The sequence below is a fragment of the Streptomyces sp. NPDC107765 genome, from assembly GCF_055657085.1.
In genome coordinates, this window is the sequence record NZ_JBVKBL010000011.1 from 314,481 (window position 1) to 328,332 (window position 13,852).

Annotated in this window: 10 protein-coding genes; 6 read left to right on the top strand and 4 right to left on the bottom strand. The window is 72.0% G+C overall.

Going from position 1 to position 13,852, the window contains the following annotated elements:
• Positions 1 to 612 precede the first annotated feature (612 nt).
• Positions 613 to 1,473 (bottom strand): hypothetical protein, encoded by an 861-nt coding sequence (locus tag ACZ7MX_RS26385; RefSeq protein ID WP_472135708.1) that lies wholly within the window; start codon positions 1,471 to 1,473, stop codon positions 613 to 615.
• A gap of 467 nt (positions 1,474 to 1,940) precedes the next feature.
• Entirely contained in the window at positions 1,941 to 3,602 is a 1,662-nt protein-coding gene (locus ACZ7MX_RS26390; protein ID WP_472135709.1) for a PucR family transcriptional regulator, read from the bottom strand.
• Between the two features lie 265 nt (positions 3,603 to 3,867).
• On the opposite strand from ACZ7MX_RS26390, the gene ACZ7MX_RS26395 reads away from it, so the two are divergent.
• The 5 genes from ACZ7MX_RS26395 (at position 3,868) to ACZ7MX_RS26415 (ending at position 10,701) form a co-directional block, all read left to right on the top strand.
• On the top strand, positions 3,868 to 4,755 hold the full coding sequence (locus ACZ7MX_RS26395) for an FAD binding domain-containing protein (RefSeq protein WP_472135710.1): 888 nt from the start codon (positions 3,868 to 3,870) through the stop codon (positions 4,753 to 4,755).
• Positions 4,746 to 5,357 carry a (2Fe-2S)-binding protein gene (locus ACZ7MX_RS26400; protein WP_472135711.1) on the top strand — a complete coding sequence of 204 codons (612 nt, stop codon included), beginning with the start codon at positions 4,746 to 4,748 and terminating at the stop codon, positions 5,355 to 5,357. The genes ACZ7MX_RS26395 and ACZ7MX_RS26400 overlap by 10 nt, the downstream gene beginning before the upstream one ends.
• A gap of 2 nt (positions 5,358 to 5,359) precedes the next feature.
• Positions 5,360 to 7,747, top strand: coding sequence for a xanthine dehydrogenase family protein molybdopterin-binding subunit (locus tag ACZ7MX_RS26405; protein ID WP_472135712.1), 2,388 nt, complete (start codon positions 5,360 to 5,362; stop codon positions 7,745 to 7,747).
• A 243-nt stretch (positions 7,748 to 7,990) separates the two neighbouring features.
• A complete protein-coding gene (locus ACZ7MX_RS26410) occupies positions 7,991 to 9,478 on the top strand; it encodes an NCS2 family permease (RefSeq protein ID WP_472135713.1) in 1,488 nt (495 codons plus the stop codon).
• Between the two features lie 41 nt (positions 9,479 to 9,519).
• A complete protein-coding gene (locus ACZ7MX_RS26415) occupies positions 9,520 to 10,701 on the top strand; it encodes an XdhC family protein (protein ID WP_472135714.1) in 1,182 nt (393 codons plus the stop codon).
• A gap of 552 nt (positions 10,702 to 11,253) precedes the next feature.
• On the opposite strand, the gene dmpI is transcribed toward ACZ7MX_RS26415, so the two are convergent.
• Both dmpI and ACZ7MX_RS26425 read right to left on the bottom strand, forming a co-directional pair.
• A complete protein-coding gene (dmpI, locus tag ACZ7MX_RS26420) occupies positions 11,254 to 11,436 on the bottom strand; it encodes a 4-oxalocrotonate tautomerase DmpI (protein ID WP_093486277.1) in 183 nt (60 codons plus the stop codon).
• Between the two features lie 137 nt (positions 11,437 to 11,573).
• Positions 11,574 to 12,500, bottom strand: a complete 927-nt coding sequence (locus tag ACZ7MX_RS26425; RefSeq protein WP_472135715.1) for a LysR family transcriptional regulator — start codon at positions 12,498 to 12,500, stop codon at positions 11,574 to 11,576.
• Between the two features lie 78 nt (positions 12,501 to 12,578).
• Here ACZ7MX_RS26425 and ACZ7MX_RS26430 point away from each other — a divergent pair, with 78 nt between their 5' ends.
• Positions 12,579 to 13,118 (top strand): GNAT family N-acetyltransferase, encoded by a 540-nt coding sequence (locus tag ACZ7MX_RS26430; protein WP_472135716.1) that lies wholly within the window; start codon positions 12,579 to 12,581, stop codon positions 13,116 to 13,118.
• Positions 13,119 to 13,852: the final 734 nt, after the last annotated feature.

A 13,852-nucleotide genomic window follows, 5' to 3' on the forward strand; every position in this document is an offset into this window, starting at 1 on the left:
GCCGCCCGCTCACAGTGCGACTTGAGGCCATTCTCGGGGCAGGCGGGGCCCGTCGCATCCCCGCCACCCGCCCGACCGGCGCGCGTCGCCCACCTCCCGGTTCGCCCCCCGCGCCGCCCCGGGCCGCCACCCGCCGACCGTCGCGCCCCGGCCGATCCGCCCTCAGGACAGACCCGTCCCGGCCAATCGCGGCGAACCTCGGCATGGCCGATGACGATGCCTTGACATGTCCTGGACGGGAGGGGACGGGTTTTGGGATGGGCCGCGGGGGTGGGCGGGAGGGCGCGGTGCGGCTGCCCCCTTACCCGCCGCCCACCCGCACCTTCTTTTGTTTTTCCCCGCCGCCCACCCCCCTTCGGGGGGTGGGCGGGTGAGGTGGTGCGGTTTTCCGGCCGCCCCTATAGAGCGCGGTGCCGGACGTGGCCAACGGGGGAGCGGTGTTTGGGAGTTGCGGGAGTTGCGGGGTGGCGTGTCGGCGCCGTTGGTTTCGTGGTGAGCGGTCCCGCTGGGTGACCCCGGCGAGCGGTTCCGGTGGATGATCCCGGTGGGCGACCCCGGTGGTTGCCCACCCCGTGAACGGTCCTGGCCCCTCCGTGCCGTCCGCGGTCCGGTTTACGTGGCCGCCGTGGCCGTCGAAAGGTGGTCGGCGAGCCAGGTGGGGACGCCGCCCATGAGACGGAAGAGGCGGGCGGCCTCGGCGCGGAGGCGGTCCGCGTCGTCCTCCGGGGCGGCGTCGGCCAGTGCCGCGAGTGCCGGGGCCGTACCCACGAGGAAGCCCAGTTCCTCGCGGATCCGCAACGACTCGGCGAACCCGTGCCGGGCCTCCGCCAACTCCCCGTCCCGCAGGGCGAGTCCGGCCAGATGACGCCAGGTGAAGGACAGCAGCAGGCTGTCGCCCTGGGCGGTGGCGCCGGCGTGGGCGCGGCGGTAGGCGGCGCGGGCCGCGTCCGGGCTGTCCGCGACGTGCTCGGCCATCAGACCGCGCCGGAAGTCCAGCAGCGGGCGGCCGGCCGCGGTCGGGGCGAGCAGTGCGGCCGCCCGGCCGAGCGCCGAACGTGCCTCGTCGGCCCGGTCCCGTACGCCCAACACCGTTGCGGCGTAGGCGAGATGGCCGCGTTCGCAGGCCGCGCCGCCGCGCTCGTCGTCGTTGCCGGCCAGCGCCTCGGCGGCGCGCAGTGCGTCCTCCGCCTCGGCCCAGCCGGTGGTGGTGAACATGCAGCGCTCCACCAGGAGCGCGGCGCGCCGCAGGGCCGCCGGGGCGTGCCGGGCGGAGTGTGGTTCCAGGAGCGCGGCCGCGTCGTCCCAGCAGCCACGGGAGCGCAGCCGCCAAACGGCACGGTCGAGGGGGTCATCCCCCTCGACCGTTCTGGCTGCCGGTACTTCCGGTGCTGGTGCGGGTGCCGGTGCCGGTACCGCGAGCGATACCGGATCGGCGGTACTGACGGAATCCGCGGCATCCGCGGATCCTGACATGGCGGTATCCGCCACATTGCCCTCCCCGAGCGCGCCATTGAGCTGGAAACAGGAAGCTGGGCGAATCTCAGCACGGATTCCGTGGCGCGGCCAAGGGGGTGGGTGAATGAATTCACAATCGCGCCGTGGCCGGTCGCGAGGGGCCGGACGGCTCGGATCGGGGCCTTCGCCGGGCGGGCGCGCGGCCGGGCGGGTGGTCGGGCACCGTACGGACTTGGCGGGAAGCCGCCCGATCGGATGACCCCGAATGGCTGATTCGGTGTGGTCGGCGGGCGAGCGGCGGGCGGCGGGCGGCGGGCGGCGGGCGCGGTGCAGCGGGCGGAGCCGGTGCGGTGCCCGCGGCCGGCCCAGCGCAACCGCGGGCGGCCTGGCTCAACCGCGGCCGGCCCGGCGCAATCGCAGGCGGCCGGATCCCCGAGCAGGGGCCGTGACCCGGACGGGCCGGCCGGCCCGCCCGGAGGCGCCCCTCAGCTCATCCGCAGAGCCAGGAAGAAGTCCAGCTTGTCCTCCAGGCGGGACAGGTCGCGGCCGGTGAGCTGCTCGATCCGGCCGACCCGGTAGCGGAGCGTGTTGACGTGCAGGTGCAGGCGGGTGGCGCAGCGGGTCCAGGAGCCGTCGCAGTCCAGGAACGCCTCCAGGGTGGGGATCAGCTCGGCGCGGTGCCGGCGGTCGTAGTCGCGGAGCGGGTCCAGGAGGCGGGCGGTGAAGGCGCGGCGGACGTCGTCGGGGACGAACGGGAGCAGCAGGACGTGCGAGGCCAGTTCCTCGTGGCCGGCGGCGCAGACCCGGCCGTTGCGGGCCGCGGCGACCCGACGGGCGTGCCGGGCCTCCTCCAGGGCGCCGCGCAGCCCCTCCGCGGAGTGGACCGAGGCGCTCACCCCGACCGTCAGCCGCCCGTCGCCGTCCAGGCCGCGGGCCAGCGGCTCCTGGACGACGGAGAGCAGCGCACCGGCGTGCAGCCCGGCCGCCGAGCCGTCCTCGGGCTCGTCCGGGACCGGCAGCGGCACCAGCGCCACCGCCTCGTCGCCGGTGTGCGCCACCGCGATCCGGTCGGAGGGCTCCGGCCCGAAGGTGCCCGGGTCCACCAGCACCTCCTCCAGGAGGGACTGCGCCACCGGGCCGCCGGGCAGGTCGCCGCCCTCCCACTCGACCCTGGCCACCACGATCTGCCAGTGCGGGGCGGTGCCCAGGCCGGGCAGCAGCACCGGCGCCGCGACCCGCAGCCGGGCCGCGATCTCGGCGGGCGGCGCACCGGTCTGGACGAGCTCCAGCACCTCCTGCGCGAGCCGCCGGCGGACCGTACGGGCGGCGTCGCGCCGGTCCCGTTCGACGGCGATCAGCTGGGTGACGCCGTGCAGCAGGTCGAGCCGCTCCTCGGACCAGTCGCCGGCGTCCGCCTCGACGGCCAGCAGCCAGTCGCTCAGCAGCGTCTGCCGCAGGTCACGGCTCTCGTGGCGGATCGGGAACAGCGAGTACGTGACTCCCTCCAGGGCGATCCGGTGCGGGCCGCGCCGGCCACTGCGGGCGGCCGCCAGATGCTCACCGGCGAGCCGGGCGGACAGGCCGGCGGGCAGCTCGGGCCCGGAGCCGGCCAGCGTCGATCCGGCGATCTGCCGGCCGGTGGGGGAGAGCACCCAGGCCCGCAGGTCCAGGTCCGAGCCGAGCAGGTCCAGGACGACCTCCGGCCCGCCGCCCGCGGGGCCCGACGTCATCAGCCGGCGGTGGCGGTCCACCACGGCGGCCAGGTCGCTGGCCCGCTCGCTGGAGACCTGCCGCACCACGTGCTCGGTGATGGACGCGAACGAGACCGTCTCGTCCACCGAGAACAGCGGCAGACGGTGCCGGGCGCACGCCTGGACGAGATCGTCGGGGATCGCGCCCAGCTCGGCCTCGCCCGCGCCGAGCCCGGCGACCCCGGCCGAGGCCAGGATCCTCACGAACGGTTCGGAGTCCTCCGGCTCGCGGCGCCAGGCCAGACCGGTCAGCACCAGCTCGCCGCCGGAGAGGTAGCGGCTGGGATCGCGCAGGTCCGTGGTCATCACGCCGCGTACGGTGCGGTCCAGCTCGTCCTCGCCGCCGAGCAGCCGAAGGCCCAGGGTTTGGGTGTCCAGGAGTGCGCGGAGCCGCATGACCTCGCCCGCCGTTCTTTGCTGTCTGGTGTTGCCGGTGGAATGCCGCGAGGTTTCAGAGCCTCGTCTTTCGTTCGAATCTACAAGACAGGTGGCTTGGCCAGCCAACCGCTTCATGGTTTCGGTGACTGCACCGGGCGGGTCCCGGGCGCGTTCACTAACTCCAACCGCGTGAACAAGACATGAACGGCTCGATGGCGACGAGGGCCCCGGCTCCTCACCATGAGCAGCGAACGACCCCATCTTTTCGTAGAAGAGGCCACCCATGGACTTCCTTCGCCCCGCCAGCTGGGAGGAGGCGCTCGCCGCTAAGGCCGAGCACCCCACCGCTGTGCCCATCGCGGGCGGCACGGACGTGATGGTCGAGATCAACTTCGACCACCGCCGCCCCGAGTACCTGCTCGACCTGAACCGCATCGGTGAGCTGAGCGAGTGGGAGGTCGGAGAGAAGACCGTGCGCCTCGGCGCCTCCGTTCCTTACACCAAGATCATGGAGAACCTGCGGACCGAGCTCCCCGGTCTCGCGCTCGCCTCCCACACCGTCGCCTCCCCGCAGATCCGCAACCGCGGCGGCGTCGGCGGCAACCTCGGCACCGCCTCCCCGGCCGGTGACGCCCACCCCGCGCTGCTCGCCGCCGGCTGCGAGGTCGAGGCAGAGTCCGTCCGCGGCCGCCGCATGATCCCGATCGACGAGTTCTACGTCGGCGTCAAGCGCAACGCCCTGGCCCCCGACGAACTGATCCGTTCGGTGCATCTGCCCAAGGCCGACGGCCCGCAGCAGTTCTCCAAGGTCGGCACCCGCAACGCCATGGTCATCGCGGTGTGCGCCTTCGGCATCGCGCTGCACCCCGAGACCCGCACGGTCCGCACCGGCATCGGCTCCGCCGCCCCCACCCCCGTACGGGCCCGCGAGGCCGAGGACTTCCTCGCCGCGGCGCTGGAGGAGGGCGGCTTCTGGGAGTCCGGCAAGCCCATCCCGCCGTCCGTGGCCAAGCAGTTCGCGCAGCTCGCCTCCGGGGCCTGCAACCCGATCGACGACGTGCGCGGCAGCGCCAAGTACCGCCGGCACGCGGTCGGCATCATGGCGCGCCGCACCCTCGGCTGGACCTGGGAGTCCTACCGCGGCAATGAGAGGAGCGCACAGTGCGCGTGACATTCACCGTCAACGGCCGCCAGCAGGAGGCCGACGACGTCTGGGAAGGCGAGAGCCTGCTGTACGTCCTCCGCGAGCGGATGGGCCTCCCGGGCTCCAAGAACGCCTGTGAGCAGGGCGAATGCGGTTCCTGTACCGTCCGGCTCGACGGCGTGCCGGTGTGTTCGTGCCTGGTCGCGGCCGGACAGGTGGAAGGCCGCGAGGTCACCACCGTCGAGGGCCTCGCCGACTACGCCAAGCACCGCGAGAGCGCCCACCCCGGCGGCGGCTGCGCCTCCGGCGCCTGCGGCACCTCGCTCCAGGACGCCCAGCAGTGGAGCGCCAAGGGCCAGGACTCGCAGACCGGCGAAGGCGCCGAACTGTCGCCGATCCAGCAGGCGTTCATCGACGCCGGCGCCGTCCAGTGCGGCTTCTGCACCCCCGGTCTGCTCGTCGCGGCCGACGAGCTCCTGGAGCGCAACGACACGCCGTCCGACGCGGACATCCGCGAGGCACTGTCCGGCAACCTCTGCCGCTGCACCGGTTACGAGAAGATCCTCGACGCGGTCCGCCTGGCTGCGGCCCGTCAGGGTCGTCAAGGACTCCAGGAAGGCGCGGTCTGATCATGGCTGGCACCACCACCGGTATCCCCGCCAACGTCACCCAGGGCTCACAGACGAAGGGCGGCGTCGGCGAGTCGATGCTGCGCCCCGACGGCACCCTGAAGGTCACCGGCGAATTCGCCTACTCCTCGGACATGTGGCACGAGGAGATGCTCTGGGGCCAGGCCCTGCGCTCCACGGTCGCGCACGCCGAGATCGTGTCCATCGACACCTCCGAGGCCCTGGCCATGTCGGGCGTCTACGCCGTCCTGACGGCCGACGACCTGCCGGCCGCGAAGAACTACGGCATGGAGTACCAGGACACCCCCGTCCTCGCCTACGGCAAGGTCCGCCACCACGGCGAGCCGATCGCCCTCGTGGCCGCGGACCACCCCGAGACCGCGCGCCGCGCCGCCGCCAAGATCAAGATCGAGTACAAGGAGCTCCCGGTCATCACGGACGAGGCGTCCGCGACCGCTCCCGACGCGATCCTGGTCCACGAGAACCGCGGCGACCACCACGCCGCGCACGTCCCGCACCCGAACATCGTGCACCGCCAGCCGATCATCCGCGGCAACGCCGCCGAGGCCGCCAAGAAGGCCGACGTGATCGTCACGGGCGAGTACACCTTCGGCATGCAGGACCAGGCCTTCCTCGGCCCGGAGTCCGGCCTCGCGGTGCCCGCCGAGGACGGCGGCGTCGACCTCTACGTGGCCACCCAGTGGCTGCACTCGGACCTCAAGCAGATCGCCCCTTGCCTCGGCCTGCCCGAGGAGAAGGTCCGCATGACGATGGCCGGCGTCGGCGGCGCCTTCGGCGGCCGCGAGGACATCTCGATGCAGATCCTCGCCTCCGTCCTCGCCCTGCGCACGGGCAAGCCGGTGAAGATGGTCTACAACCGGTACGAGTCCTTCTTCGGCCACGTCCACCGGCACCCCGCCAAGCTCTACTACGAGCACGGCGCCACCAAGGACGGCAAGATCACGCACATGAAGTGCAAGATCGTCCTCGACGGCGGCGCCTACATGTCGTCGACCCCCTCGGTCGTCGGCAACGCCTCGTCCCTCTCGGTCGGCCCGTACGTCATCGACGACGTGGAGATCGAGGCGATCGGCCTCTACACCAACAACCCGCCCTGCGGCGCCATGCGCGGCTTCGGCGCGGTCCAGGCGTGCTTCGCGTACGAGGCCCAAATGGACAAGCTGGCCGCGAAGTTGGGCATGGACCCGGTGGAGTTCCGGCAGAAGAACGCGATGGAGCAGGGCACCATCATGCCGACCGGCCAGCCGGTCGACTCGCCCGCTCCCGTCGCCGAACTGCTGCGCCGGGTCAAGGCCCGCCCCATGCCGCCGGAGCGCCAATGGGAGTCCAGCGAGGGCGCCGACGTCCGCGCGCTGCCCGGCGGCCTGTCCAACACCACGCACGGCGAGGGCGTCGTCCGCGGTGTCGGCTACGCGGTCGGCATCAAGAACGTCGGCTTCTCCGAGGGCTTCGACGACTACTCGACCGCGAAGATCCGCATCGAGGTCATCAACGGCGAGGCCGTGGCCACCGTCCACACCGCCGCGGCGGAGGTCGGCCAGGGCGGCGTCACCATCCACGCGCAGATCGCCCGCACCGAACTCGGCGTCCAGCAGGTCACCATCGCCCCCGCCGACACCCAGGTGGGCTCGGCGGGGTCGACCTCCGCGGGCCGCCAGACGTACATGACCGGCGGCGCCATCAAGAACTCCTGCGAGATCGTCCGCGAGAAGGTCCTGGAGATCGGCCGGCGCAAGTTCGGCTCGTACCACCCGGCGTGGGCCAACGCCGAACTCCTCCTGGAGGGCGGCAAGGTCGTCACCGACGGCGGCGAGGCCCTCGCCACCCTCGTGGACGTCCTGGAGGACGAGGCCGTGGAGATCGAGGAGGAGTTCCGGCACCGCCCCACCGAAGCCTTCGACCTGCGGACCGGACAGGGCAACGGCCACGTCCAGTACGCCTTCGCCGCGCACCGCGCGGTCGTCGAGGTCGACACCGAGCTCGGCCTCGTCAAGGTGATCGAACTGGCCTGCGCCCAGGACGTCGGCAAGGCGGTCAACCCGCTCTCCGTCATCGGCCAGATCCAGGGCGGCACCACCCAGGGCCTGGGCGTCGCGGTGATGGAGGAGATCATCGTCGACCCGAAGACCGCGAAGGTGAAGAACCCCTCCTTCACGGACTACCTGCTCCCGACCATCCTCGACACCCCGACCATCCCGGTCGACTACCTGGAGCTCGCCGACCCGCACGCGCCCTACGGCGTGCGCGGCATCGGCGAGGCCCCCACCCTCTCCTCGACCCCTGCGGTCCTCGCGGCGATCCGCGCGGCCACGGGTCTGGAGCTCAACAAGACGCCGGTGCGCCCGGAGCACCTCACCGGCACCCAGTGAACTGTCCGGGGGCGCTCCCCCGGACCCCGGCCTCCGGGCGGTACGCGACAAGGGGTGTCCCTGTCCGTCCTCCTCCGCGCACCGCCCGGAGCCTCCCCCCTCGCACCACCGCAGTCGCTGCTGCCTCGTACGCAGTCAGTACCCCACGTTCGCCTCGGGCCGTCCCCCGGGTCGTGCAGCCGAAGATCCATCCCAAATCTCGCACTCTGCGAGTGCCCCTTTGAACCTTGGGAGTAAGGCACCATGACCCAGCAGTCCACCGAGCCGAGGACCACGGCGGAAGACGCGGGCGACGGCTCGCGCCAGCCCGCCGGCCGTTCCTGGCTCGACCGGTACTTCCACATATCCGAGAGAGGGTCGACGGTCGGCCGGGAGGTGCGTGGCGGCGTCACCACCTTCATGGCGATGGCGTACATCATCCTCCTGAACCCGGTGATCCTGACCACCACGAAGGACATCACCGGAGCCACCCTCAGCGCCGACCAGGTGACCACGGCGACCGCGCTGGCCGCCGCCGTCACCACGATCGTCATGGGGTTCCTCGGCAACGTCCCGCTCGCCCTGGCCGCCGGCCTGAGCGTGTCCGCCGTGATGTCCTTCCAGGTCGCCCCGCAGATGACCTGGGACAACGCCTGGGCGATGTGCATCATTTACGGTGCCGTGATCGTCCTGCTGGTCGTCACCGGCGCGCGGGAACTGATCATGAACGCGATCCCGTTGCCGCTCAAGCACGCCATCACCATGGGCATCGGCCTGTTCGTCTGCCTCATCGGCCTGGTCCAGGCGGGCTTCGTCACCTCCATGCCCGGCCCGGGCGGTCTCGCCGGCGCCAAGCCGATCCAGCTCGGCACCGCCGACATGCTCACCGGCTGGCCCGTGCTCTGCTTCGCCTTCACCGTCCTGCTGATCTTCCTGCTGCAGGTCCGCAAGGTGCCCGGCGCGATCCTCATCGGCATCGTCGGCGGCACGGTCTTCTCCGCGGTCGTCCACCAGCTCGCCGGGCTGACCGTCAAGGACTGGGGCGGCCGCAACGCACCCGTCATCTCCGGCTCCATCGTCTCCAACCCCGACTTCGGACTGCTGGGCCACGTCTCCTTCAGCGGCCTGGGCGACGTCGGCGGCATCACCGTCGGCGTCATCGTCTTCACCCTCGTCCTGGCGGGCTTCTTCGACGCCATGGGCACCATCATCGGCATCGGCCAGCAGGCCAACCTCGCCGACAAGGACGGCAAGATGCCCGGGCTGAACAAGGCCCTGGCCATCGACGGTGCGGGCGGAGTCGTCGGCGGTCTCACCGGCGCCTCCGGCCAGACCGTGTTCGTCGAGTCCACCGCGGGCGTCGGCGACGGCGCACGGACCGGCTTCGCCAGCGTCATCACCGGTCTGGGCTTCGCGCTCTGCCTCTTCTTCACCCCGTTGGCCCAGGTCATCCCCACCCAGGTCGCCGCCGCCGCACTGGTGGTCATCGGCTCGATGATGCTGACCAACGCCAAGCACATCAACTGGGACGACCCGGCGACCGCCATCCCGGTGTTCCTCACGACGGTCCTCATGCCGTTCACGTACTCCATCACCGCGGGCATCGCGGCCGGCGTCCTCGCCCACGTCGCCATCAAGGCCGTGCAGGGCAAATGGCGCGAGCCCGGCTGGCTGATGTGGGTGCTCTCCCTGGTGTTCCTGGCCTACTTCTCGCTCAACCCGATCGAGAACTGGCTGGGCGTACACCACTGATCCGCCCCATCCACCCATCCGTTATCCGTAAGGAGACCGACATGCTGGACATCGCCGACGAGCTGCACCGGTGGGTCGAGCAGGGCCGTGAGTTCGCGGTGGCCACCGTCGTGGCCACCAACGGAAGCGCGCCCCGCCAACCAGGAGCCGCCCTCGCCGTGGACGGCGACGGCACGGCGATCGGTTCGGTCTCCGGCGGATGCGTGGAGGGCGCGGTCTACGAACTGTGCCAAGAGGCGCTGCAGACCGGCCAACCGGTACTGGAGCGCTTCGGGTACAGCGACGAGGACGCCTTCGCCGTGGGCCTGACCTGCGGCGGCATCATCGACATCCTCGTCCAGCCGATACGGACGGGCACCCCGCGCTCCGCACCGGGCGGAGCCGCGGGGGAGCGGGTGGACAGCACCGCCGACACGCTCGCCGCCGGGCTCGCCGCCGCTGCCGCCGGGGAGGCGGCGGCGGTCGCCCGGATCATCGAGGGCCCCGCCGAACTCCTCGGCCGGGCACTGCTCGTACGCCCCGACGGCACCCATGAGGGCACCCTCGGCGGCCACCTCGCCCTCGACCGCACCGCCATCGAGGAGACCCGGGCCCTGCTCGACGCGGGCCGCACGACCACGATCGACATCGGCGTCGACGGGTCCCGGTGCGGGCAGCCGGTCGTCCTCCTCGTCGAATCCTCCGTCCCCGCCCCCCGCATGATCGTCTTCGGTGCCATCGACTTCGCGTCCGCACTGGTCAAGGTCGGCAAATTCCTCAACTACCACGTCACCGTCTGCGACGCCCGCCCCGTCTTCGCGACCCGCACCCGCTTCCCGGACGCCGACGACATCGTCGTCGACTGGCCGCACCGCTACCTCGACTCCCAGGAACTCGACGGCCGCACGGTGCTGTGCGTCCTCACCCACGACGCCAAGTTCGACGTGCCGCTCCTGGAACGCGCGCTGAAACTCCCCGTCGCCTACGTCGGCGCGATGGGCTCGCGCCGCACCCACCTGGACCGCCTCCAGCGACTGCGCGACGTCGGCCTGACCGAACTCGAACTCAACCGCCTGCGCTCGCCGATCGGCCTCGACCTCGGGGCACGCACCCCCGAGGAGACCGCGCTCTCGATCGCCGCCGAAATCGTCGCCAACCGCCGCGGCGGCACGGGCACACCGCTGACCGGCGCGCACACTCCGATCCACCATGATGCGGCGGTGCGTCTCGACTTTGTCGCTTAGCGCCCACGTAGTTGGCCGTCCCGCCGTGGTGGTTGCTCGTCGTTGCGCCTGCGGCGGGCTGGGTTTGTGGTGGGTGCGGTGACGGGCCTCCGGGGCCGGTTGTGTGGACTGCTGACGCTTTACGTCCACACAACCGGCCCCTCCGGCCCGTCCCCTCCCGTTGGGGGAGTGTGCGGGTGGGTGGGGGCGCGCGTTGTTGCCCGCGCACCTGGTGTCATGTGGTCTTGGGAATGCCTCGCCCCGCCCATTGGGTTGTGGCCCCGCAGGGGGCCCTCGCGACCCTTACGGGTTCTGTTCGACCGTCCCGTAGGGGTAGCCAGGCCCCCTTGCATGCCCCAACGCCCACCCCCACACACTGCATTCCACCCCACACGGGAGGGGCTGGACCGGAGGACGAAGTCTGGAGGGCCGGCACCGCACCCAAAAACACCACGCCCGCCGCCAGGCGCAACGGCGAGACGACCCGTGGCGGGAGAGACGGCCACGTGCGGGGCGCCGCAAAGCGCGCAACGGCGAGACGCCCCGCGGCGCCGCAGACGGATACGTGGGGAATTACTTGTCCGCGGTCAGGGTGCCCGCTGCGCCCCAGCTGTCGGTCGGGACCTCCTGGATCCAGACCTGCACGGTCTCGGCGGGGATCTTGTACGCGTCCACGAACGCATCGGTGATCTGCCGGACCAGCTCCCGCTTCAGCTCGACGCTGCGCGGACCCTGCTGGACGGTGACGATGGGCATGACGAACTCCCTTGGTTTTCAGGCGATTTGGCCGTTCGCGGCGGTTTCGCCGACGTGCCCTCAGTCCATCGCGTACGGCCCGCGCGACCAAGAAGCGGATCGCGCACGCAGCGATCACGGATCGAGATGGAACGGTCTCAGGCGGCGGGCCACACCCCGCCGCCGCCCGCCTCCGCACAGGCCCGCAGCAGCAGCTCCAGCCCGGCCGGCGGATCGCTGCGGCGCACCGCGAGATGGGTGGTGAGCTCCATACCCGGATTGCGGAACGGCAGGAAGGCCACCCGGGGCGTGTGGAGCCGGTCGGCGTGCGAGGCATAGACGACGGTCCACAGCCCGTCCGCCGGGCCGGCGGCGCCGATCGCGGTCAAGGTGTTGTCCAGCGAGCCGTACCGGGGGCCGGGCACGGGGGCAAAACCGGCGTCATGACACGCGTTGACCACGAGGTCGACCAGGGCGCGGTTGTTACGCCGCTCGGTCAGCAGCAGTGGCACGGGGGCGAGTTCGGTCAGCGCGACCGTGCCGGGCGAGGCGGCGAGCGGATGCCGGGCCGGGACGGCCGCCACCAGCGGGTCCTGCCACAGCGGGAGGAACCTCAGCCCCTCCCGGCCGCCGTCGTCCGGCTCACCGCGGAGGAACGCCGCGGCCAGCTCGCCCGAGACCACCCGGTCGAGCCGCTCCGGGGCCCGCGCCGAGACCAGCTCCACCCCGATCTCCGGCGCGAGCCCGGCCAGCGCGTCCAGCACCCGGTCCAGATGCGCGCCCAGGCCCGTGCTCGTCCCCAGGCGCAGGGTGCGGGCCCGGCCGGCGGTCAGCTCGGCGACGACGGCGCGGGCGCGCTCCTCGGCCGCCAGCAGCGCCTGCGCCTCCGGCAGGAACCGCGCACCGACGGCCGTCAGCCGCACCTGGCGCGCCGAGCGGTCGAACAGCTCGGCCCCCAGCTCCCGCTCCAGCCGCCGGACCTGCTGACTCACCGCCGACTGCACGATGTGCAGCCGCTCGGCCGCCCGCCCGAAGTGCAGCTCCTGCGCGACCGTGACGAAGTACCGCACCTGGCGCAGCTCCACGCCGTCCCCCCCTTCCGCCCGGCCCCCCGCCGGTCGATTTCAGTTGCCGCACCGTTCGCGGCCCGCCATCATCCCGTCATGATCGACCCCACCGCACTTTCGGAGAAGCCGGTGCTCACGGGCGAGCGGATCCGGCTGGTGCCGCTCACGCTCCGGCACGCGGACGCCTTCCACGCCACCTTCCTCGACCCGGAGATACGCCGGCTGACCGGCACCCACCGCGACTGGACGCTGCCCGAACTGCAGGACTGGTGTGCAGCCGCCGCCGGGCGCGCCGACCGTCTCGACCTCGCCATCGAGGACCGGGAGACCGGCGGCTACCTCGGCGAAATGGCGCTGAGCCAGATCGACAAGGACAACGCCCACGGCAGCTTCCGTATTTCCCTCGCCGCCGACGCCACCGGCCGCGGCATCGGCCCCGAGGCGATCCGCCTCCTCCTGGCCTACGCCTTCGACCGGGTGGGCCTGCACCGCGTCGAGCTGGAGGTCTTCCCGTACAACCCGCGCGCCCGACGGGCCTACGAGAAGTGCGGCTTCGAGGTCGAGGGCCGACTGCGCGACGCGCTGCACTGGGACGGCGAATGGCACGACGTCTTGCTTATGGCGGCCCTTGCGTAACCGCTTCGCGGTGTCCCCCCACGTACCCGTCTGTTCCGCCGTCGGGGTTGCTCGCCGTTGCGCTTTGCGGCGCGCCGCACGTACCCGTCGTTCGCGCCGCGGGGCTTGGTCGCCGTTGCGCCTGCGGCGGGCTGGGTTGTGGTGGGTGCGGTGACGGGCCTCCAGGGCCGGTTGTGTGGACTGCTGACGCTTTACGTCCACACAACCGGCCCCTCCGGCCCGTCCCCTCCCGTTGTGGGAGGGGAATGCGGTGCGTGGGGGCGGGCGTTGAGGTATGCAAGGGGGCCTGGGTACCCGTAGGGGATGGTCGAACAGATCCCGTAAGGGTTGCGAGGGCCCCCTGTGGGGCCACAACCCGACGGGCCGGGCAAGGTATTCCCGACACCTCACAACACTCACAACACACGGTGCTCGTTCAACGACGCGCGCCCCCACTCACCTTCACACTCTCCCAACGGGAGGGGACGGGCCGGAGGGGCCTTGTTCGTGGACGTAAAGCGTCAGCAGTCCACGAACAAGGCCCCGGAGGCCAGTCACCGCACCCACAACAAACCCAGCCCGCCGCAGGCGCAACGGCGAGAAACACCCGCGGCGCAGCAGACAGCCACGTACGCGGCGCCGCAAAGCGCAACGGCGAGACGCCCCGCGGCGCCGCAGACAGCCACGTGCGGCGCGCCGCAAAGCGCAACGGCGAGCAACCCCGACGGCGGGACGGCCAGGTACGTGCGGCGCGC

What these genes read in the sequence shown, in the direction of transcription:
- ACZ7MX_RS26430 (WP_472135716.1), top strand. Translation starts at nt 12,579, where the DNA reads ATGATCGACCCCACCGCACTTTCGGAGAAGCCGGTGCTCACGGGCGAG.
- dmpI (WP_093486277.1), bottom strand. Translation starts at nt 11,436, where the DNA reads ATGCCCATCGTCACCGTCCAGCAGGGTCCGCGCAGCGTCGAGCTGAAG.
- ACZ7MX_RS26405 (WP_472135712.1), top strand. Translation starts at nt 5,360, where the DNA reads ATGGCTGGCACCACCACCGGTATCCCCGCCAACGTCACCCAGGGCTCA.
- ACZ7MX_RS26390 (WP_472135709.1), bottom strand. Translation starts at nt 3,602, where the DNA reads ATGCGGCTCCGCGCACTCCTGGACACCCAAACCCTGGGCCTTCGGCTG.
- ACZ7MX_RS26410 (WP_472135713.1), top strand. Translation starts at nt 7,991, where the DNA reads ATGACCCAGCAGTCCACCGAGCCGAGGACCACGGCGGAAGACGCGGGC.
- ACZ7MX_RS26385 (WP_472135708.1), bottom strand. Translation starts at nt 1,473, where the DNA reads ATGTCAGGATCCGCGGATGCCGCGGATTCCGTCAGTACCGCCGATCCG.
- ACZ7MX_RS26395 (WP_472135710.1), top strand. Translation starts at nt 3,868, where the DNA reads ATGGACTTCCTTCGCCCCGCCAGCTGGGAGGAGGCGCTCGCCGCTAAG.
- ACZ7MX_RS26415 (WP_472135714.1), top strand. Translation starts at nt 9,520, where the DNA reads ATGCTGGACATCGCCGACGAGCTGCACCGGTGGGTCGAGCAGGGCCGT.